This window comes from Lysinibacillus sp. 1 U-2021 (assembly GCF_029916965.1).
Taxonomy (GTDB): Bacteria; Bacillota; Bacilli; order Bacillales_A; family Planococcaceae; genus Lysinibacillus; species Lysinibacillus capsici.
In genome coordinates this window covers 3,613,956-3,636,197 of sequence record NZ_CP123966.1, presented here as the reverse complement: position 1 = coordinate 3,636,197, position 22,242 = coordinate 3,613,956, and the positions used below count along the sequence as shown (strand labels likewise).

General features: G+C 35.4%; 20 protein-coding genes. All 20 read right to left on the bottom strand.

Features of this window, described 5'->3' with window-relative positions; translation table 11 throughout:
* Positions 1-442: 442 nt before the first annotated feature.
* Complete coding sequence (locus QH639_RS19015) at positions 443-976, bottom strand: SMI1/KNR4 family protein (RefSeq protein WP_131520648.1); 534 nt, start codon at positions 974-976, stop codon at positions 443-445.
* Positions 977-1,123, bottom strand: a complete 147-nt coding sequence (locus QH639_RS19010; protein WP_193767347.1) for a hypothetical protein — start codon at positions 1,121-1,123, stop codon at positions 977-979.
* A 180-nt stretch (positions 1,124-1,303) separates the two neighbouring features.
* Positions 1,304-1,489 carry an RHS repeat-associated core domain-containing protein gene (locus QH639_RS19005; protein WP_227744913.1) on the bottom strand — a complete coding sequence of 62 codons (186 nt, stop codon included), beginning with the start codon at positions 1,487-1,489 and terminating at the stop codon, positions 1,304-1,306.
* A 596-nt stretch (positions 1,490-2,085) separates the two neighbouring features.
* Complete coding sequence (locus QH639_RS19000) at positions 2,086-2,937, bottom strand: hypothetical protein (protein ID WP_131520647.1); 852 nt, start codon at positions 2,935-2,937, stop codon at positions 2,086-2,088.
* On the bottom strand, positions 2,934-4,277 hold the full coding sequence (locus tag QH639_RS18995) for an RHS repeat-associated core domain-containing protein (RefSeq protein WP_131520646.1): 1,344 nt from the start codon (positions 4,275-4,277) through the stop codon (positions 2,934-2,936). Before QH639_RS18995 ends, QH639_RS19000 begins: the two co-directional genes overlap by 4 nt.
* A 1,419-nt stretch (positions 4,278-5,696) precedes the next feature.
* On the bottom strand, positions 5,697-6,233 hold the full coding sequence (locus QH639_RS18990) for a hypothetical protein (protein ID WP_237898242.1): 537 nt from the start codon (positions 6,231-6,233) through the stop codon (positions 5,697-5,699).
* A gap of 22 nt (positions 6,234-6,255) precedes the next feature.
* The gene (locus QH639_RS18985; RefSeq protein WP_131520644.1) at positions 6,256-6,966 is read right to left on the bottom strand and encodes an RHS repeat-associated core domain-containing protein; all 711 of its coding nucleotides are present in this window, start codon (positions 6,964-6,966) and stop codon (positions 6,256-6,258) included.
* A gap of 116 nt (positions 6,967-7,082) precedes the next feature.
* Positions 7,083-7,337, bottom strand: coding sequence for a DUF7660 family protein (locus QH639_RS18980; RefSeq protein ID WP_131520643.1), 255 nt, complete (start codon positions 7,335-7,337; stop codon positions 7,083-7,085).
* Between the two features lie 629 nt (positions 7,338-7,966).
* Entirely contained in the window at positions 7,967-8,512 is a 546-nt protein-coding gene (locus QH639_RS18975) for an imm11 family protein (protein WP_131520642.1), read from the bottom strand.
* A gap of 2 nt (positions 8,513-8,514) precedes the next feature.
* Positions 8,515-9,093, bottom strand: a complete 579-nt coding sequence (locus QH639_RS18970; RefSeq protein ID WP_281114986.1) for an AHH domain-containing protein — start codon at positions 9,091-9,093, stop codon at positions 8,515-8,517.
* Positions 9,094-9,411: 318 nt separating this feature from the next.
* Positions 9,412-9,996 carry a hypothetical protein gene (locus tag QH639_RS18965; protein ID WP_227744912.1) on the bottom strand — a complete coding sequence of 195 codons (585 nt, stop codon included), beginning with the start codon at positions 9,994-9,996 and terminating at the stop codon, positions 9,412-9,414.
* Between the two features lie 19 nt (positions 9,997-10,015).
* Entirely contained in the window at positions 10,016-10,867 is an 852-nt protein-coding gene (locus QH639_RS18960) for an RHS repeat domain-containing protein (RefSeq protein ID WP_131520640.1), read from the bottom strand.
* A gap of 231 nt (positions 10,868-11,098) precedes the next feature.
* On the bottom strand, positions 11,099-11,548 hold the full coding sequence (locus QH639_RS18955) for an SMI1/KNR4 family protein (protein WP_036074795.1): 450 nt from the start codon (positions 11,546-11,548) through the stop codon (positions 11,099-11,101).
* Between the two features lie 21 nt (positions 11,549-11,569).
* Positions 11,570-17,080, bottom strand: coding sequence for an RHS repeat-associated core domain-containing protein (locus QH639_RS18950; RefSeq protein ID WP_131520639.1), 5,511 nt, complete (start codon positions 17,078-17,080; stop codon positions 11,570-11,572).
* Positions 17,081-17,109: 29 nt separating this feature from the next.
* The gene (locus QH639_RS18945; RefSeq protein ID WP_036075055.1) at positions 17,110-17,508 is read right to left on the bottom strand and encodes a DUF4280 domain-containing protein; all 399 of its coding nucleotides are present in this window, start codon (positions 17,506-17,508) and stop codon (positions 17,110-17,112) included.
* A 70-nt stretch (positions 17,509-17,578) separates the two neighbouring features.
* Positions 17,579-18,076 carry a hypothetical protein gene (locus QH639_RS18940; protein ID WP_131520638.1) on the bottom strand — a complete coding sequence of 166 codons (498 nt, stop codon included), beginning with the start codon at positions 18,074-18,076 and terminating at the stop codon, positions 17,579-17,581.
* 50 nt (positions 18,077-18,126) lie between these two features.
* Positions 18,127-19,224, bottom strand: coding sequence for a pentapeptide repeat-containing protein (locus tag QH639_RS18935; protein WP_131520637.1), 1,098 nt, complete (start codon positions 19,222-19,224; stop codon positions 18,127-18,129).
* A 15-nt stretch (positions 19,225-19,239) separates the two neighbouring features.
* Complete coding sequence (locus tag QH639_RS18930; protein WP_036075052.1) at positions 19,240-20,751, bottom strand: phage baseplate assembly protein V; 1,512 nt, start codon at positions 20,749-20,751, stop codon at positions 19,240-19,242.
* On the bottom strand, positions 20,751-21,392 hold the full coding sequence (locus tag QH639_RS18925) for a hypothetical protein (RefSeq protein WP_131520635.1): 642 nt from the start codon (positions 21,390-21,392) through the stop codon (positions 20,751-20,753). Before QH639_RS18925 ends, QH639_RS18930 begins: the two co-directional genes overlap by 1 nt.
* A gap of 74 nt (positions 21,393-21,466) precedes the next feature.
* Entirely contained in the window at positions 21,467-22,240 is a 774-nt protein-coding gene (locus QH639_RS18920; protein ID WP_036075048.1) for a hypothetical protein, read from the bottom strand.
* Positions 22,241-22,242 lie beyond the last annotated feature (2 nt).

The window sequence follows — 22,242 nt, the reverse complement described above, 5'->3', positions numbered from 1 at the left end:
ATCAAAATTAATTGATGTTAAAACATTTGAAACATTTATATATATTCGAGGTAAATAGCGCAAACAATCCACTAAGGAGAAGTTCCGTTATGAAAATTTTAATAACTTTGAACGTCCAAAGATAGATTAACACCAAATACACGATACATTAATTCTTCTCTAATACACAAAAACATAGGTAAAGAAGTGCTAATAGCGTCTTCTTACCTATGTTTGGAAATATTCATCATAAATATTTACTACTAGTTCAATTATAGTAAAGCTCACAACTTCAGAAAGAATCTTGAAATCTTTAAGAAACAAAACATTAGGATAAAGTGTACATCATCCATACAACAACAATATCGTTTGTACAACTTAAAAATCCAGATAATTATATAATGCTCTAGATGCCCTCGTAGTCTTATTTCCTCATACACATGTTTCTGAAAACTATATTATCTTACTTAAGTTTTGCCTGAATATGCTTGCAAAAATCAAGAAATGAAGGAGCAACAATAATAGCATTCTCAGGGTCGTAACTTACTTCATAATCCATGTATTTAATTTCTCCTGTTTGAATATCAATCCAAAAATCATTATCAGCATGATTATCAGCAAAAGGAATATGAAATAGAACAAAGTCTTCAAATTCCTCAGAATAATCTATCCTTCTATCTTTTGCTCTTTCAATAGATGTTGTATAATCAGAATCTTCCTCATCTTCGATTAAGGGGATATGAAAAAAACTACCAATTTCTATAGAATAATAATCCTTATTTGAAGCTTCATAAAAATTATGCGGATAAATATATGCCCCTTTAGAAAACACTCCACCATTAGTAGTAAGGTAAAACTTTATAAAATCTTTTTTACCTGGAAACTCATCAGGTACAATTTCATTTATTTGGGAAAGCGATATACTCTTCCAAGAATTCTCAAATAAAATATCATTATTAAAAAATTCATTAGAATTACTTTTAAAATTGTTGTTCATTTAGGTTACACACCCTCCTTTTAATTTATTTCTTCTTTTAGTTGCTTCCGCAACTGCTTCTGGCGAACCATATTTAAAACCTGTATCCTTTTTAAAGTCATCAGCACCGCCTACATGTGGGGTATTTATGGTATTCTTCGTGTACAAATTGCATTCTCATTGTATTCGTCTTAGGATCGTAATCTATATGATGAGATCGATAATTTTTGCCTGGATCATTAATTCCAGCTTCTTTTGCAAGTGCGGCTCTATCATCAAAATATGAACCAGTTGCATCTATAGTAAATATACCATGTGGATTATTCGGACTTATAGTTTTAGGATGTATTACTCCTCACCAGTAGAAAGGAAAATGATTGGTTGCCTTACTATTAATCCAAAGGGATCTATCATTGCATTTAGATCACTAACATAACCGTATAATGTAGGATTCCCGCCTACAAGTCCAATCGGGTCAATTTGAGTATAATTCCCTTGCTCTGGGTCATAGTATCGGAATCGGTTATAATACAATCAGATTTCTACATCCTCATACTGCCCCTGATATCTAAATGGAATAAAGTCTCTTCAGAACCAGATGGATCTCGCTCAAGCTTGAAGATTGCATGTATGTTTATTCTCAGTCTCTATTAACAGACTGTTTTCTCAAAACATTTCTTAAATGCAACGGAATGAAAACTGTTCGCTTACGCGATGATATGAAAAAAGAAGGCTAAAGCGCCTTCTTTTTTATATTTCTACTATTATTTATCTAACTATGATATTGCCAATATTATAATCTTTCTCTTATTATATTTTTAAAAATTACCACTTTACCCCCTATATTAAAGTTATACCTTCCATCTTCCCATAGATTATTAAGCCTTCTAATTCATTAATTGCACCAATATCTTCAATAGTCCTTATCTTCCCATTCAACTTCAGATAACTGTTTACAATTTTCATGTTTAAGGTAAAAAGGTAAATACTACTTTAAAACAAAAAAACGATTATGATTAACTTGAAATTTTTCTGAATTTTCCAACCTATCTATTTCGGGCTTTATAAGCCTCTTTTTCATAAATTAAATTCCTCTATATTTTAGTTTCTAATGAATACACTATAATGATTTATTTCTGCTCAATCCTCACTTTTGCACCTAAAGAAATAAAGTATTCAGCTAAAACTAAAATATTTTCTCCATATCCCGCAGCTATTAGAAATCCTTTATTATTTAAACCGTTTCGTATCTCATCAAGTGATAATCCTGTTTCTTTTTTTAATGCTAGTATCACTTTTGATTTATTTTCACCTGGATTATCCAGATACACATAATTCTTTTTTGCTTTTTCTATAATCCGTTGCTCAATTGGAGCAAAATTATCTTTTGATTTTACAATAGGAAGAAATCCGCATAAAACCCTAATTTCCTCCTCACTTAACTTAACTTTCCACTCTTTCTCCATTAAATCATAAAAATCAGATTGATATTCACCTCTTTTATAGTATCTATCATCGTGTTTATCAAGCCAAACAGATAGAAAATAGTCGAATTTTTCTAGTGAATCCACTAGTAGTTTTGGTGAAAAATCTTCTCCAACATAATCGTAATAAATTGGAGTTTCTGCTTTACTTATATCGGCAATCACTGGATTTCCACTCCAACTGGAAATAATAATCCAATTTTCACGCCATTTCATTGTCTTTGAAATATCTATCCAACCTTTATCATCTCTTATAAACCTGTAACCTTCTAACGCAACTGTTAGATTTTCTATACCAAATATATAGAAATCGTTAGTCCAATAAAACATTATATCTTTGGATTTTGGTAAATCACTGTACCATTTCAAAAGCGCTTGGCTTAAAATTGGAAGTTTGAAAACTTTTCCTAACTCCCGTTTAGTTTCTGTAGATGTTCCTAAACATTTTATCTTATTGGCATTTTCTTGCTTAGAAATTGAACGAGCTAGATACTTCATCGTTTTTTACAGCTCCTTTCACTGTTATATCTATCTATCATTGCTTGGCGATCAATTAGTCTACCAGTAGTTGCATTAGTATAACTTCCTCTATGACCTCTCTCACCATATAAATGTTCATTATATCCTCCAACATGTTTAGCATTAGGTAAAAATCTAATATTTCTTGGATCTCCCTTCCAAGCATTCCCTAAAGCCCCGTTCTTATGATTAGTAATATGATGTCCTGTATAACCACTCACTTTTCCCCGGCTTTTTAGTTCTTCTATTTCAGCTTCATCCCAAAGATGAGATCCACTCCCTGTTTTTTCAACCAATTCTTTTTCTAATTCCCAAGCACGTTCTATACCTTGATAATACGATCCATTTATTGGTGTTACTTTTGTTGGTTTATACATAATTAAGTTCAATTCTGATAAATCTACACCAGGAAGCATTGGAGATTTAGGGGCTAGACCAAATATATCCAATGAATTATTTGGGTTCCCGACATAACCATACAAAGTAGGATTCCCACCCGCAAGTCCAATCGGATCTATTTGAGTATAATTCCCTTGCTCTGAGTCGTAGTATCGGAATCGGTTATAATACAATCCAATTTCTACATCATCATACTGACCTTGATATCTAAATGGAATAAAGTCTTTCTCACCTGTAAATTCTTTCACTCTACCGTAAACATCAAGCTCTGCAGACCAAACTCTATTACCCTCATCATCATAGGCTTCAACAGACGTTCCGAGATAATCACTAATAATACTATAATGACCTTCACTCGTAATCTTTGCAGAAGGGACGAAGCCGTCATTGAACACCCATGTAACAAGATCATCTGCTATATCGGTATCAGTCTGTGAAGAATTCAGATTGTCTAAAGTATCTGCAACATTCTGTGTGGAGTACTCATGCAGAATCGTATTGCCATCCCATACAAAATGAGTTGCCTTATCCTCAGAACGCTTCTCTATCCGTCTACCTAGAGCATCATACTTGAAAATAACTTCTGTGAGATCAGGACGAATGACCTTCGACATCATGCCATTGCCATAATACTCGTACTTCCACGTATCACCATTGTTTTCGACTTTCTCTATGAGATTTCCTTCTTCATCATAAGAGAATTGGGCATCTTTCGTTTCAAGTAATCTACTACCAGGGCCGTAAACGCGATCTTTTTTGTCTTTTGTTTCATATAGATTACCGACATCATCGACGCTACGGTATAAGAAATCAAATTTACTGTCTTGATTGGCCCAGACGAGGTTACTGAATTCGTCGTATCCGTACGTTACTTTTACACCAGTTAGCTCATTGACCATGCTGCGTAATTGGTGATTCACATCCCAAATAGTAATTCTATTTCAGATGTGTTATGTGAGGTGACATCAAGTCATTTCAATATCTTTCTTCAATAATTAACAATAAATTCTTTAAAATTAAAATTCTAGCGGTTTTTGCTTTTTTAAAGCTTCAGTGTTGACTATATTTACTGGAAACTGATGAGAGTCCTTGCACTATAATAAAAGAGTAGCAATAATCCAAATTCTATGGATTTATGCTACTCTCTTTTAATTAGGTTCGAAATATATTCAAGATACTTTTTGGTCAAATGCTCAATCTTCTAACCTTCTGAAGGAGAGTACCTTCAAATCATAAAGAATATTGCCTCTCTCGTTTCAAACAATTTCTAATCTTCTTTTGTCTTTATTTAATGCCCTTTTTATCTTTTTACTAATCCTGTTGGAAGTACTCAGGATCTTCCATGATCTTGGATAAAAATTCTTCAAGAGAGCTGGCAATCTTCTTTTGGTTTTCATAAATAGGACTTTATTCACTATCTGTTAATTCTATTGAAAAAGGCACAGACTCCCATCCATTAAAAAGAATAGTTTATTCTCTTCATCATAGGGTGGGTAAGCTTCAAAAAATCCTTGTCTTAATCGAAAGTCTCTTATTAATTCAGGACTTAACACACAAGTCTTCATAGCCATCATGATAAAACTTTTCTAAAAAACTCCCAAGTGCTCCAAGACACCAAAGGGCGTCTTTCATCTAATAGAAATATAGGTTCTAAATAATCAAATGCATTATCTAACGCTTCAATTTCATCCATTATTTCATATGATGGGTCTGGAATAAATATTTATCTTTTTTAATATCAGCTAGTTCTATTAATCGAGCTAATTTATCAATAAATCTTTAATTTTCTTTTCCATATAAAACCTCTCCTCATTAATTGATTTATCTATCCAAGTTTATTACAAGTTTCTTTACCTCTTGGAAGATCCCCTGCTTTTATTTTTCTTTTTGTACTCTTTTAATAGTTGCGTCATCATTTATTCCTGGTTTCCATCTACTTTTTATTTTATTCACTTCTTGCTTCTATCTTTGTGTTTGCTTCCTGTAAGTATCATTAACACAAAAAACATAGGTAAAGAAGTATTAAAAATTCCTTCTTACCTATGTTTCAATATTTTCCCAATAATCATCTATTATTACGATATATGACTAAAAATTCTACTTCTACTTGAAGATATATTTTAATACAAAAAATTCCGGCCTTCGTACATTTCATCCCATTACCAACAGAACATCTTTAATTTATGTCGTGAATTTTTTGCTTTCGGCAGGCGAATCATTCGTCTAAGTGATTAGAGCTATTGAAGCATCTTACAACGGAAAAATATATTTCTATTCAAGAAGTCTTAATGAGAAATAGGTATTGTCATTATTTAACTGTAATATTTATTCCTTTGTACTCATGTTGCTACCCCAACTTTATCAAAAGATAAACCTTTAATTTGATTATTTTCAATAAAGTCAATAAACTTTTGAGTACAATAATAAAAATTAATTTTAACATCTCTAAAGAGAATTTGATCGGATATTTCGTTTAATTTGAACTTAATTTCTTTATTTCTTAGCATACTAAGAGATTGTTGGGTATCTAAACCATCAAAATCAATAGCAGGAATTACTTTAAGTACATTTATATATATGAAATCCTCCGAAATATTTTTTATCCTTACAGGAAACATTTCAATTTCATTTGGCAGTAATTTTTTAAATTGATTTTCAAATTTCTTTTTCACAATTAAAGTAGAACCAAAACAACGTGCATCAAAATCTAAAAGCTCATTTTTTTGTAAATTATCCTTTGATATTGCAAAAATATCTTCTTTCCATTCTAAAGTAATTTTTTGTCCTTTAAAAGTTGAAAAAAGTCTCACGTCTTTTTCATCAAGAAAAGTCAAATCAAAATAGTCAAAATCATTTCCTATTTTAAATATATCCATATTAATCCCTCGCCTTGTTTTATTACCATATTTTTTTATTAAATAGTAAATCATTTCGTATTAATTCTAATTCAGCTTTTACTAACGCTCTTCCTCCTAACATCTCAGCAGATTCTAATCTTTGAGCAACATTTTCAAAATATTCTTTGGTATGAATTATTCTATGATAAGCCCCTGGTTGTTTACTATTTGGATCCATATGTTTTAAATAAATTCCATTATGAGCACTATTGATATCAATATCTACTCTTTTTAGTACATCTCTTGCCCTCTGAGCTGCTTGGTTTGAATGATCCCCCGCTACAATATGATGAGCTGCTGAACCTTTATACTTATGCCAAGCACGTTTCATGTACCCTTCATTCTTTCTTAACTCTCGATTAGCTTTGTTCATATTTTTCTTTAACTCTTTAGTACAAGAAAGACCAAAAATATCTATTGAGTTATTTGTATCTTGTACATAGCCATATAAGACCAAACCTCCATTAAGCCCAATTGGATCCTTTTGCGTATACATACCCTCAATTGGTGAATAATTTCTAAATCTGTTGTAGTAAAGGCCAGTTTCTTCATCCTCGTATTGCCCTTGATATCGGAATGGTATAAAATCCTTGTCACTGTTAAACGCTTTTGACTGGCCATAAATATCTAACTCATTGGACCAAACCTTATTACCATCATTTTCGTAGGCTTCAGAAGGTGTACCTAGATAATCACTAATAAGCTTCTTCAACTAATCAATCGATCTAATAAATTCCTTAAATTGATTTATTATTTACACCACACTCATCAATTTAAAGTCTCTCCATACAAATCTCACATAACTAATTCTTTTTTAGCGTGGGCCTTTTATTCATATACCTTACCTACATATAGCATAATATACAATAGTTTCAAGTCTATATTTTTGGGTGTATCTAAACCAGAATTTTCATAAAATCCTTCCATATCTTCCATCCATCCCTCAATGGCTTGAAGAAATAAATCTATAGATTTATTCTCCCATTCATCTATATTTTTTTGATAATCCGTTGATAATAAATTTACAAATTCTAAGAATTGTTGCTTGTTTGATACGTTTTCAATTTTGTTGTACCAATCCATATTATTCACACCTCTCTATTTCAACTATTGACTCTATTTTTCCTACAAATCACCTGTCTAGATCCACCTCTTTAAAACAATTGATGTCCCACCATTTTTTGTTGATATTTTAAACCATTGATTCTTCACTTGCCCAGTTTACTGGAATTTCATCAATACCTGCTAGTATTCATCAGTATCCTTTCAAACATTAACATAGTAAAACAGTTGTATTTACCTTAACTGAGAAGATATTTTCTTATCCATAGCCTAAGAGTTACAAGGAAGCTCCTAGCATAGAAAAGAGTTTTCGAAATATTAAAAGAGATGACTTCGGCAACATGCAGAAGTCATCTAATTAATACAGCATTCTTTTTTTACTAAACTGCTAAATTATGGGGCACAGTTGACAAAATTTAATTTTTTTACTACAAAAAATTAAAAACGCATCATTTTAAATAGTAAATAAAAGCTATCTAATGAAAACATCCCTTTATATTTAAATTTCATTTTTTCGAATTTGGAAGAAGCTAAAACCAAATCTCTGGAAGCGATAACACATCTTCAATAGTAATTAGTTTAATTTTTTTCGGAACAAAAATAATAATTTGTAATATCCTGTTTTGTATATTTTCGTTATACGTTTTTTACTATTCTGTATGACCAACTTTTTCATAACGTAATCCTTTGATTTGATTATTATTCATTAGATTAATAAAGAAATCTGTAACAAAATAGCTTGATGACATTTTGCTATCTCTAAATATGGACTCGTTTTTTACAGTTTGAAGATCAAAAACGTACCTATTATTTCTTACCATTTCCATTATTTCGTCTGAAGACATTTTATCCACATTTTTAATAGATTTAATTTTATTCGTTACATTTATATAATAATATGGACCTCTATCCGTATTAACTGGCAAAATTTCAACTTTTTCACTATAATTAGCTTCCAAAATCTCTTTCAGATTATTATTCACGATTAAAATACCATCAAAATAGCATGAAGCATCAAAATCTTCAAATCGTTTATCCTTTTTCTTTCCTTTTTCTTTGAAAATTTCAAACTCTAAAGGTATCCAATTGTCTCCTAATTTTTGACCTTCAAAGTTTAAATAGTTAGATGAACTTCCTTGTTTAAATACAAAAAATTTAAAAACATCATAGTCACTTTTAATTTCATATATATCCAAAATTAATACACCTTCTTGTCAAATAATAATTCATTCCTAATTAACTCTAATTCTTTTTCTACAGCTGATTTCCCTCCAACTTTACTTGCATTGATTATTTGTTTGTTTACATCCTCATAATATTTATTTGTATGAATCACCCTATGATACGCTCCTGGTTGTTTACTATTAGGGTATATGTGTTTCAAATAAATACCATTATCAGCTGAATTTACATCGATTTTATAATGAGCTAATATATCCCTCGCAGGCTGAGCCCTTAAATCATCGCCAGCAACAATATGATGGGCAGCCGACCCTTTCTCCTTATGCCAAGCCCTTTTCATATATCCTTCTGTTTTGGCCAGTTCTTTGTTAGCTTTATTCATATTTTTCTTAAGCTCTTTTGTATAAGAAAGCCCAAATATATCAATCCAAATATTCGTATCACTGACATGCCCATAAAGCGTAGGATTTCCTCCTGCAAGACCTATCGGATCAATCTGAGTATAATTCCCTTGCTCTGGGTCGTAGTATCGGAATCGGTTATAATACAATCCTATTTCCACATCTTCATACTGCCCTTGATAACACTCTTTCACTCGTCCATAAATATCAAGCTGAGCATACCAAACCCTATTACCCTCTTCGTCAAAAGCTTCTACCCTTCACTCGTAATCTTTGTAGAAGGGACAAACCTTTCATTAAATACTCATGTAACTAGATTGTTCTGTAATTCATGCTTGTTTTGTGACTCAACTAAGTTTTCTCGTTCAACTGTATCATTCTGCGTGAAACACTCATCGAGAATCTTATTCCATATTTCTTGAAATCACTGTAATTTGAAAAGGGGCAAAAATCCCTTTAGTGTGATTTATTGCCCCTCAGAATTGATACTTAGGTATCTCTCCTATACTATTTTAATCTATCTTTGCCACATTAAAGTTATATCTTTCATCTTCCCGTGGATCATTAAAACCTTCAAATTCGTTTACTTTTTTTAGAGAAAACAAAAAACCAAAGTTTGAATTTGGATAATCTAATTTCTTCTTACGCGCAAATCCTTTTATAGATACCGAATATTTACCAGAAGAAACACTGTATCTAAATCCGGAATATAGTGTTTTACCATCTAAAGTTTCATAAGATACTTCATCATTTCCTAAAAATTCATTTTTATCAAATTCATAAAATGAACCAATATCTGCAATCCACAATGAATCTTTAACTTCAATATTAAAGTCATGATAAACGAATTTTTCTTCCCATTCATCGTCAAATGACTGATTACAATTTTCAAGTTTGATTATATACTCTATGGAATTTATAGGCAAAAAAGGTATCCAAATACCATTTTTAAGTGAAGCTAAATAACGATTATGATTATCCTGAAAATTTTTTAAAATTTTTTTTGTCCTAACTTTTTCTTTCTTTAAAAAGTCTTGCAGGACGTCTATTGAAAATAAACAAATTCCGTAACTCCCAGTATCTAAAATTCTATCCATTATAACATCTCCTTTTTTTCTATTTACAAGGGATTTTTCCATTAGAATGTAATTCTTTTAATTTCTCTAAAGCTTCTGCAGGAGTTAAATCTTTGAATAACTTTTCTTTTGTGTATGGGATTTTTAAAAAACCTTTAACGTCAATGTCTTTGTAAGCTTTAGCAGCTTTTTCAAAAAATTCATCTGTTGTACCAGTAAATTTTGAACCATGATAAGGTATTCCATCTTCTATAAGCTTTCTATGCAATTTTTTGTGAAGTTCTGCCGTTCCCGCTCCTTCATCTGGATACCAAGAAATTGAATGAATTTGACTTAACTCTGAAATGTCTAAAGCCTTTGCTATTGATCTCGGCATCAAATGATGTCCCATACCAGTATCCAATAAATCTGAATATAAACCAAATTTATCAATATTGTTATTTGTATCCCGGACATATCCATATAAGGTAGGATTCCCACCCGCAAGTCCAATCGGGTCAATTTGAGTATAATTCCCTTGTTCTGGGTCGTAGTATCGGAATCGGTTATAATACAATCCTGTTTCTACATCTTCATACTGCCCTTGATAACGGAATGGAATAAAGTCTTTCTCACCAGTGAACTCTTTCACTCGTCCATAAATATCAAGCTGAGCAGACCAAACTCTATTACCCTCATCATCATAGGCTTCAACAGACGTTCCGAGATAATCACTAATAATACTGTAATGACCTTCACTCGTAATCTTTGCAGAAGGGACGAAGCTATCATTGAACACCCATGTAACAAGATTATCTGCAATAGCAGTATCGGTTTGTGAAGTATTTAGATTATCTAAAGTATCTGCAGCATTCTGCGTGGAATACTTATGTAGAATCGTATTGCCATGCATACAAAATGAGTTGCCTTATCCTTTATTAATACAATTATAAAAAAATTGTTTTTTACTTTTTGTATGTTACAAGTATTATTTTGTTATTTTACCAAAAAGCCAGATATAAGTTTTCAAATAACACAAAAACATATGTAAAGTAAAATCTAATTCATTTACTTTACATATGTCTCGTTTAAATCAGTAATAGTATTTTTCTTAATTTAATATTACTCTTATTTATTAAACTTTTTAATATTTCCGTTCTTCCTCTTCCTCATCTAGTAAGTAATTAAAAAAGTCAGAAAAGTCCTCCCATACATCTGGTTTAGAAATAAAATCCTGCATTTCTAATTTAGTTACTTCTACAGAATCAAGCCACATAATTGATGGTTTTTTTTCAGTATCCATAACAATAATACTTTCAGCTTCTTCAGCAATTACAATAAATCTGTTCGGCAAACCAACTGCTTCTCGGATTCTTATAGTTTCGCTTATAAAATTAGTTGGCTCAGAAAATAGAAAAGAATGGATATCTATCCCACCAACAATACCTCCACTGTAAAAGCCAGATATTTCACGGAAATCACTAGGTAGCTTTATTTGAAGTTCATTTTCAATTTTATCTAAATCCTCTTTAGAAACTCCATCAATATCATATAAAGCTTTATATTTATTTCGTAATTCATTCATATCTTTCATATTTTATTTACCTCCAAAATTCTATTTTTTACATCGTGTTTTAAAATATTCTCTAGTATCAACATTAAATTGAGGTCTATTTATTGGATAAATAGGATGTGGCTTGTTTCTTCCAAATTGGCTATGCAATATATCCTGCCCATATTTTCCTACTCCATGATATCGAGTACTTGCCTCTACTAATGCTCCCCTCGAATCTTGACCTAAGTGATGTAAAGTTACAAAGCTACCATCAGCAAGTTGAGGTGCTAATCCATATTTATTCGCCGCATCTCTATTTGTCATTCCTCTCCCCTTTGCACTACCAAGTGTTCTTACTTTATCCCAGTCGATATCATCCCTTTGATATACATCATATGTTTGTTTAGTACCCTTTGGTCGAGTAGCAGTCCAACTAATTTTTTTCCAATTTATCAACCCAAATGGATCAATATCCATAAGCGGATCTCTAACATACCCATACAACGTTGGGTTATTCCCTGCAAGCCCAATCGGGTCTGGCTGAGTATACATCCCCACATCTGAGTCGTAGTATCGGAATCGGTTATAATACAATCCTATTTCCACATCTTCATACTGCCCTTGATAACGGAATGGAATGAAGTCTTTCTCACCTGTAACTTCTTTCACTCGTCCATAAACATCAAGTTCAGCTGTCCAAACCCTATTCCCTTTTTCATCATAGGCTTCAACAGGCGTTCCAAGATAATCACTAATAATGCTATAATGACCTTCACTCGTAATCTTTGCAGAAGGGACGAAGCCGTCATTGAACACCCATGTAACAAGATCATCTGCTATATCGGTATCAGTCTGTAAAGATTTCAGATTGTCTAAAGTATCTGCAACATTCTGTGTGGAGTACTCATGCAGAATCGTATTGCCATCCCATACAAAATGCGTTGCCTTATCCTCAGAACGCTTCTCTATTCGCCTACCTAATGAATCATACTTGAAAGTAACTTCCGTATGATCTGGCTTAATGACCTTCGACAACATGCCATTGCCATAGTACTCATACTTCCACGTATCACCATTCTTTTCGACTTTCTCTACGAGATTTCCTTCTTCATCATAAGAGAATTGGGCATCTTGTGATTCTAGTAATCTACTGCCAGCACCATAAACACGATCTTTTTTGTCTTTTGTTTCATATAGATTGCCGACATCATCGACGCTACGGTATAAGAAATCAAATTTACTGTCTTGATTGGCCCAGACGAGGTTACTGAATTCGTCGTAACCATACGTTACTTTTACACCAGTTAGCTCATTGACCATGCTGCGTAATTGGTGATTCACATCCCAATTATACACACGTCTTCGCGTATTTCGGCTTTGACTACTTACGCGATGGTGTGTTGGTCTACCTGTGATGTCATATTGCCATTTACTGATGACATCCCCTGGCAGGATTCGCTCAATCTCTTGCCCGAGTTCATTGTATTGCATCGAGGCTGTCCACTGGGCTTGCTCGGAGCGAGAGGCAGTCATTTGTAAGATATTGCCCAGCTCATTACGCATGACATCGATTTTGGCACCGAGGCTGCTTGTTATTTGGGAGCGATTGCCTAACTCGTCATAGCTACTGGCAATCCACTGGTCATTTTGCCACTCCTTGATGACTTGGCCGGATGGGTCTCGTTCTAGTTTGACGGTTACATGGTCGTTTTCCGTTTCTTTTAGCGAGCCGTTTTTGTCATAGGCAAACGTTTCCCATGTGCCATCATAGTAGTCTGATCGTATGACATTCCCTAGATCATCATGCTGATACGCTGTCCAACGATTTCCTGGACGTTGGATGCGCTGAACCAATCCTGCTGGACTTCGCTCATACGTTTTTTCCATATCATCAAAGCCGATTTCCTTGATGATATGGCCTTTCGTATCACGTTCAAACGTATATGCTTCGCCTCTTTCATTGATCACAGCGGTTAATTGCTCCTCTGTATCATAAGTGAATTGTACTTTCTTACCACCTTGTTTTCGAGACGTTAGGCTACCAAGAATCGTGTAATCAAAGGCAACTTGCGTATGGTTATCTTTCGCAAAAATAATATCGTCATAGGCATTGTACTGTAATTGCACATCGTTACCATCTGAAAGATTTGCGCGAACAAGGCGATTCAAGTGATCGTAACGGAACTTCTCTGTCGCCCCTAATGGATTGGTTGTACTAATGCAGTTACCTCGGCGGTCATATGTCCAAGTGGAGCTTGTCCCGTCTGGTAATGTCACTTGGCTCAAGTTCAAATCTGCATCATACGCTAAGCTTACCATATGACCTTGCGCATTTGTCACTGTGTCAATTAAACGATACTCATTATAGGAAAATTCAGTCTTTGTACCGTCTTCTAACATAATTGCCTGCAATGTACCGTCTTCATTATAGATCCACTGACGACTTCCGCCCTCTGCGTTAACTGCTTGAATGAGCCTATCCTTAGTATCATACTGTGAGGATAATGTACTGCCATCTGCAAGAGTGATGGTTACCGGATTTGCCCATTCATCATAGCTGAATGTTGTTGTGCGGCCATCTTCATCTACTTCTTGGAGTAATTCAAAGTCCTCATTATATTGATAGCTGACTTCACTGCCATCTGGATAGACAATTTTCGTACACAAGTTATCTTCATTAAAATAGTAATAGCTTGTATGTCCTAAACTATTAGTGATTTCATTATAGCCGTCGAAATAGGCAAGCTCACCTGCTAGAACATTGCCATCTCCCCATGTTCTGATTACTCGTGCCCCTGTTGTTGGGCCATCGTAGCGCCAGAAGAAGCTATTTTTATTGCGGTCGATTTTTTGCATCATTAAGTGATTCACATAGGTTATATGCGTGCTCTGACCTAATGCATCCTGAATTTCGATTAGATCCTGAACATCATTATAAACATAGCGCACCAATACTTCACGATTGTTCTGATTACGTAAGGCAACTTCTGTCATTCTTCCTGCCTCATTGGTCGTAACATCTAGAATTCTGCCAACGCTATCTGTTACTTGAGATAGGAAACCTTTATTGTTATAGGCGAATTGAAGATGGTGCTCTTGCTCATTTTTTACTTCTTTTAATCGGTATGTTGAGGTTGTTACTTGTTCGAATGCATAAATTAATCGTGTATCATGCTCAAACAAATGATACTCTTCCCCTGTATTCATCAGGGTCATTCTTTCTTTTTTATTAAAATATGGCAAATTTATTGGTAAAATTGGAAACCCAACTGCACGACCATCTGTTACTACAATCCCAATCAGGTCTTCTTCCTCAAATATCTCTAAGGCAAGATCGTAGATAAAGTGCATACCATGACCTGACAAGCCAACCCTGCTACTATCACTGTACCAAGCTCGTTCCCATGAAAGAGGGATTGGTCCAGGTAGCTCAAAGTCTACACCTTCATATATCATTCGTCCTGTAATTAAATCAACAGGTTCAAAGCCTTTTTTACAGAATTTATCACTTAACCCTTTTGTACAATTAAATTTCTTTAATACCCCATGGTTAAATTTCGTTAGCTCTGTTTTGGCCATTGCTTTCATACCGTCTACTGCCTTCGAAACAGCTAGCACTTCGTCCATGGAGGCGATGACTTTATCTGCTGCTGTCTTGACGCTCTTTGAGCCCTTGTTGGCTACCGCTGATACGGTATCTAGCGTCTTGGATACTTTTGTGTAAGCTGCTTTCATCCCTTTAACTGCTTTTGAAGCATCAACTGCCTTATCCGCAGCCTTTGCCGTTTTACTCGCTGCCTCTGCCACTTTTGCTGCTTTCTTGGCCTTGTATGCTGTTTTTGCTGCATCACCAACTATTGGAACCGCCCCCACTAAGTTCATGGCTGCGCCCATATAGTCTCCCCGAGCTAAACTAATACCTGCATTCGCAATATCTGCAATTGTCCCTATACCAGGAATGAATCCAGCTACATCCAGTGCCAAACTTACACCATCTAATAAACTACTAAAAAAGCCTTTTTTCTCTTTTTTCACCTCTGCCTTTTGGGGGAAAATGACGTCAACTTTCGACGTAGCTTCGATTGCTTCTTCATTTAACTTCGGAGGTTGGCTTTTCTTCTCTGTACCTTCCTGATCAATAAGTGTACTAATTAACTGTGTGTCAGCAGCAAGGATTACATGACTTTGCTCCTTTGCTGAAATGGCAATCCACTCTTCCGCCTCTACAGATAGCTCTTTCATACCGCTAATGTCAAGTGTTTCGTCCGCTGCAAGCATGATGGTACTGTTACTAAGAAATGTTACACCTTCTCCATCATCCATCTTTAAGTCCAATACCCCATCTACTGCACTAAAGGTAATATCCCCAACACCTAATGTCACATCTTTCCCAGCATTGGTCGCTAATGATTTAACGGTCGTGTCCGCCATTTTCTTCGTCTGCTTTTGACCACCCTCAGGTGTGACTGGGTCAACCCGGACAGAGCTAATAACGATAGCCTCTTCTTCCACTGCACTCGGAAAATGTAATTGGGCACGTGCTCCTATTTGAGGCATTAAATACATAACCCCATTCGCATCGGCAGAATAAGCAAACCAATGGGCCTTTGCTTTATCTTGTTTTTTATCAATATCCAAATGAATTTTCACCGTGTTCTGTGTGACATCGATGATCTTTCCTGTAAAAGCTGCCCCAATAAGATCTAAATTGCGTACTAATCGCTGGCGAATACTTTTCTCTGGTTGGGCAGTATAGTGAAACGTTAAGACACCACCCTCAAGACAGACTTCCCGAGCCGTAATAACATAGGATCTTCCTTTTAATTGGACTGTAGTGCCTAGCTCATAGGCCTCTGTGCTTTCAAACTCACAAAAAGTATAATCGATTTCGCTTACATCAGTGCCATCGTTTTCAGTAATCAGCCGATACGTATCGATATCCATTCGTAATGTGGAAGGTAAATGGTCGATTGATATGCTTTTCCTACTTTGCGGTGTACCCAACCAAAATCGCGGCCCTTTTCCTTTTAAATCTGGGAAAACAACCGCATTTAGATTTGAGGCCATTCTTTTAATAAATGCCCAATCTGTTTCTAAGTATTGAATGGAAATATGACCAATGGCTTGGCTATTAGAAGCATGGTCGATGTAATCACCCTGAGGGTAGGCTCCCACAATATGATTCATTAACTCTACATACGTCATAGTCGCATCTTGGAAAGACCGGGAACGTTTCTCAATATCCATGTTTGCTGTAAACGATACCGCTTCAACTAAGACATAATGCACACCTTGAACAGCCTGTAACTCTGCATTTTCGATTCGTCCTGAAAACAAAATACCTTGCTCTCGTCCAAATTTCACAACCACTTCATCAGTATGACTGACCCTTTGAATATACTTTTGTGCTTGCTCTTCAGCAATCATTCCTGTAAAGTACAATCTCGCATGGTCATTGCCTTTATGTTTAATGGTTAGTTTATCTAAATGAATAAGAGGATAAGGCCATTCAAGCACAAGATCCTCATACGTACTAATCATGTGGACTTCCTTTTTTTCTAGCGTTGTCATTGCTTACCTCCTTTCAAGCAATTTATTTTTTAAAAACCTTGTTTTGGTATTTCCAAATCCTCTTGTCCATCATGAACTATATCGATTTTGCCTCCGCCTGCAGAGCATTGCGTATGACAACGGTTTAATAGCGCTTGCTTCCCCTCGATATTGACATTTTCCATCCCTTCCATCCAGTCGATGGAACATGCTGGCGTACACGGCTTTTTTAATTTCAAGCAAACACCAAAGGTTGGGATATTTTCAGGGTTTCGATCGCCTACATTCATAACGGCTTTGCCTTTTATATAAACGCCATGATCCTGTGGTAAATTTAAATAATTCAGATGGCTACCATGCTCACAGGAAATGATTGCTCCATGTACCACATAACTAAATTGCTCTTGTCCCGAACCCTCTGTCTCCAAATTTTCTACAACTTGAGCCATTTGCTATCCTTCCCTTCAGATTATTTGTGATCATTTTCGCGTTTACACTGTAGCTACAGTGTTTCATAATTTATCGTTTCTCTAGCTTTACTCGCTGTAGCTGAATTCCAAGAAATGATCGCCTTAAGAGACTTTCTGCCACATCCAAATTAACGATGGTAAAAGATTCCCTTTTGCCATCAACCTGAAAAATACAATCCAATTCCACACTTTTGGGGTTAATCACAAGCTCCTTTATGCGTCCGTCTGGATAATACGTCGTTTCATGTGAAATACAATGCTTTTTCACAATGTTCAAAAGCCAATAGATGCGCTGTGTTCCTTTCATAACATCCGTAAAAACAATGGCCGTAAATGCTAAGTTATCCTCGTATTTTACTAATAACTTTTTTAATTGTTCAGACACGATTCTCCGAGGCTTTTCTAAATAATCCAAATAGAGTGCATTCTCTTTTTCTATCACTTCTCCAAAAACAGACGAACAGACAAAATCATCATCGAGGTCTGTCTTCATAGGAATAATTGGATTAGTAATACTTTGATCTTGCTGAAGAATAAAATACTCCATCTTTTCCTCCTGTAACCACCATTGCTTCCCTTCATCACTTTTGTACAAAGTTAATGAATCCAATGAATGTCTTTTATCTGTTCTGGGCTGAATAGATACTTTTCTTGATCGCGTTTAAAGAAGGTTGCACCTTTTAGATTGGCACCTGTAAAATTGGCACCTGCCATCTGCGCAAACTCAAATCTTGCATTTTCTAAATTCGCATTACTGAAATCTGTGCCAAGATAGCTCGCAACTTCATAATTGGAAAGCCTTAGCGTTTTTCCCTGCGCATGAGTAAAATTCGCGCCTGCTAAATTAGCCTGTCGAAAATCAGCATCTTGAATGGCTGCATATGAAAAATCAGCATTGGCTAATCTACACTGTTGAAAACTAGTACCAATGCATACACTGTGTTTCCATGAGGAGCCTTCTAAATTACTCTCTTTGAAATTCGCATAGGAGAAGTCCAGCTGATTGAAATCTTTCTGCTGTAAGGGAAGGTTCGAGAAGTTTTCAAACGTATACGATTGGTCGGTCTCTTTGTTCTCTAACCATAAAAGAAGGTTCTTCTCCTCACGTTCCCGTTCGTCGATGATTGCAACATCTTCACTGAACCCTTTATATTCACCGACACGAAAACGTAAGCACGCTGTTCGTTGAAAATTGATTTTTGGTACGCATTCTTTTTGATAGCGAAAGAGATAGCGTATCAATTGAATGATAAAGTGATGAAATAGGATAACTGTCTGCTGAATAATGACCCGAACGTCCGCTGCTTGAATGCTGAGATAGGGTTTTCTTTCTTTTTCAAGTATTGTTTGTAACTCTGTAATTGCCTCACTCAGCCAATCCGCTTCATACTGTGCCGTGCATTCTGTCCATTCGTAATACCAAGCTTCTCCATAGGCTTCTAGCAAATACGTAAACTTGTTTTCTAGCAAAGACGTTCTTAGCAATGAAAAATGAATAAAAGCAACAGATGCTAATCTTCCCTGCCTTTGCTGCTCTCTAATATTCGCAAACAACTGTTCAAGGGAGTGAATGATTGGCTGTAGCAAAAGTTCCTTGTTTTGGCGAAACCGTCGAACAACTTTCTCTTGCAATCGGCTGACATGAACTGACACGCATTCATCCATAAAATGCTGTAATGCTTCTTCTCGTTTCATGCATCCACTTCCTCACTAATTTGCTCGTACTTCCGTTCCCTTAATTTCCATTTTGTCTTCCATCTTGATGGAATTATCTTTACACGTCATCTCAATTTTCTCATTTGCATTAATCATAATTTGCTTCGCATTGATGACGACTTTATCTGTTGCTTTTAAGTTAATATTTTTATCACTTATGATTGAAATACCATTATCATCCATAAGTGAAATCATTAATCCCCCACCAGAAATGACAATCCGATCAGGAGCTAGTAGAATTTGTTTCCCATGCTTCGTTCTCAGTGTTTTCACATCTGGGTCAGCCATTCGCATCGGGTCTTGGCGACTATCTTCTGGCGCTGTAGCACCTGATTGCCCACCACCATCTTGACTAGTAGGATTCGTTGCTGCTAACATTGCTCCAGATTGGGGAGGTGCTTTTGATACGGAGCTAATGGCAATCCCTTCATCCTCACGATTGCTTGGGAAATAAATTCTAACGTTGTCAGATAGCTCAGGCATAAAATACCATCCTGTATTATCTTCCGATGCATAGATTGTTGAATATGGAAACCAATAGGCCGTGTCCTTTTCTTGCCCCTCATCAAAATTGACATGAATACGAATTTTGTCCCCAGCCACATCAATTACTTTTCCTTGAATAGAGGCACCAATAATAGCTTGATTGTAAGTCGTGTGAACACTAAAGCCATTTTGTGGTGTTAACGTATAGATATGCTTTAATAAACCATTTTTTAGCTTTGAGACAATTTTATAAACATACAATTTCATTGATTGGAAAGTAACTTCATTACCTATTTTGAATGATTGAGTCGACTCCACCTCATAGTACATGTAGTCACTATCCGTAATACTGTCGAGATGATTTTTACTAGAGATTAGGAAGTTGCCGATTGCTTTTTTAACTCGGTAATTAAGGGCATCCATTTTTGGTGTGTTACCCGGTTGAAACGGTACACCGAAGTAGAACTTTGCCGCCCCATGAATGGTATCTGGCACCAAGCCTGTATGAAATCTCGATGCCATTCGCTTAAGAAATTCCCAATCGGTCTCTAAATATTGCATCGTGAAGCTACCAAGACTAGCCCCCTTTGTGACATGGTCCATAAAATCCGCGCCTGGTTGATCGGCAATACATACATTGATTAATTCACTATAGGGCATGCTTGCATTTTGATATGTTTGATTTTTCTTCTTCACATCTAACTTATACGTATGTGAAACGGCTTTAACCTCCAAATAATACGTACCCATAACCATTTTCACTTGGACATCTAACGCAAGCCCATTAAATATAGGTGTGGATTGTCCATTGCTACCAATTTGTAATACTTCAATGGCTGTTTCTGCATCTGTCATATAGACGTAGGAATCTTCAAGTTCATCTGGAATCACGCCTGTTAAACGCAATGTTGCATGCTCGTTCATTTGTTGTGTAATTTCGATTTCACTAACGCGGATATTATAGGGCATCACAACCATATCTTTATACGTTAAAGCTGTTTCCTTATTTACTCGCTCCATCAAACAACACCTTCTCCATCTAATGATTTGTTTTCGATTGAGATTGATTCCATCATGCCGTATGCAATGGGTTGCCAAATAGGTATTTCTGATTTCAAGCAATTGACCGAGCCTGTTGCTACATTATCGCCTACCATAAACAAAAACATTAAATTGTAAATTTTAGAATCTAGAGCCTTCGTAATGAAATCAAAATAGCCGATTTGACGACCATCCACTTCTTTTATGCCAATATCTAACATATCAGCATCTGGCTGTAATTTTCGAAGGATATTCATCATCGTATGTGTGAAATCTTCTAATTCCTCTTCTTGAATCTGTTGCTCCATCATTTTCATCGTGATGTTAATAGATGTACTTTCACTTGTGTAGATATAATCGGGTCTACGGCTTGATGGATATTTAATATCCATTAATTCAGGTTCCATCTCTTCAAAAGCTGTAGGGATAAACATCCGAATTTGGTCCTCATAAAAACTACTCTCTGCAAATTCAATCATTTCATCTTCAATCGTTAGCTGGCCTTCTTTAATGGCTTGAACGATGTCAGTATGTAACAATTGGTTTTCAATGTTCTCCAGTCGTTTCTTCTGCCTTGCATGCTTCGTCATCTCAATGACTTCTTCATCCATGAAATTCATTTTTTCCCCTCCTTTGTTATTCGTATTTCTTATCTTCCTCTAACTAGCCAACCTCTTAATTCACTAGTAGACTATTAATCAACTATCATGCGCTTAGGTCGCCCTTGACCGACCCCTTTCATCCGACTACTGCCCTTAGATTCCAACAAAATGCGATTTAAATATTTATGAATTTGGCTATTAGATAAAGATTGATAGTCCAACTCTAGCCGGTTGCAAATATAGAAATCAATTACATCTCGTTGCACTCTCTCCTGATTTAAGCACTCTAAGGCAAAGGCAATATCATACGGATTAGTGGGTCGATTTTTTAAAAGCTCTCGCGAAAAGTATTGCAAAATGAGTGGATGGTAGGTGCTTTTTTCCAGCCCTGCATACTGACAATGAAGATAATTAACAGTATTATATTCTGTCGCAAAGTCGAAAAAATCGGTATGCTGTGAGCGTAATTTGGCACCTAATTTTAATTTAAAGCGCGCTAATTCTAGTTCATTATGAGCAAGCTCTAACGAATCGTCTAAGACAATCTCTGTTCTGTAATTGCTAAAGTCTAAGTCATTTGCTTCTTCAGCAAATCGCACTTTTAAAATCGTTTCACTTCCTGTAGCTTCATAAGGAAGCTCATAGCTACTATCTAGCATATAGAGCCTTCCTTTATGCTTAATAATGCCTTTTGTAATGATAAGACGTGTATCCGCTACAATAATATGGACACCAGCAATGATGCCGTTTGAATAATCTTGAAAATATAAATCTAAAAAATCTCTTGGGTAATCTCGCAAATTCTCCAGCATTTCTCGCTTTAAAATGCGACCTTTATGAAAATGTGGATATTGATTAGCAAACAAGC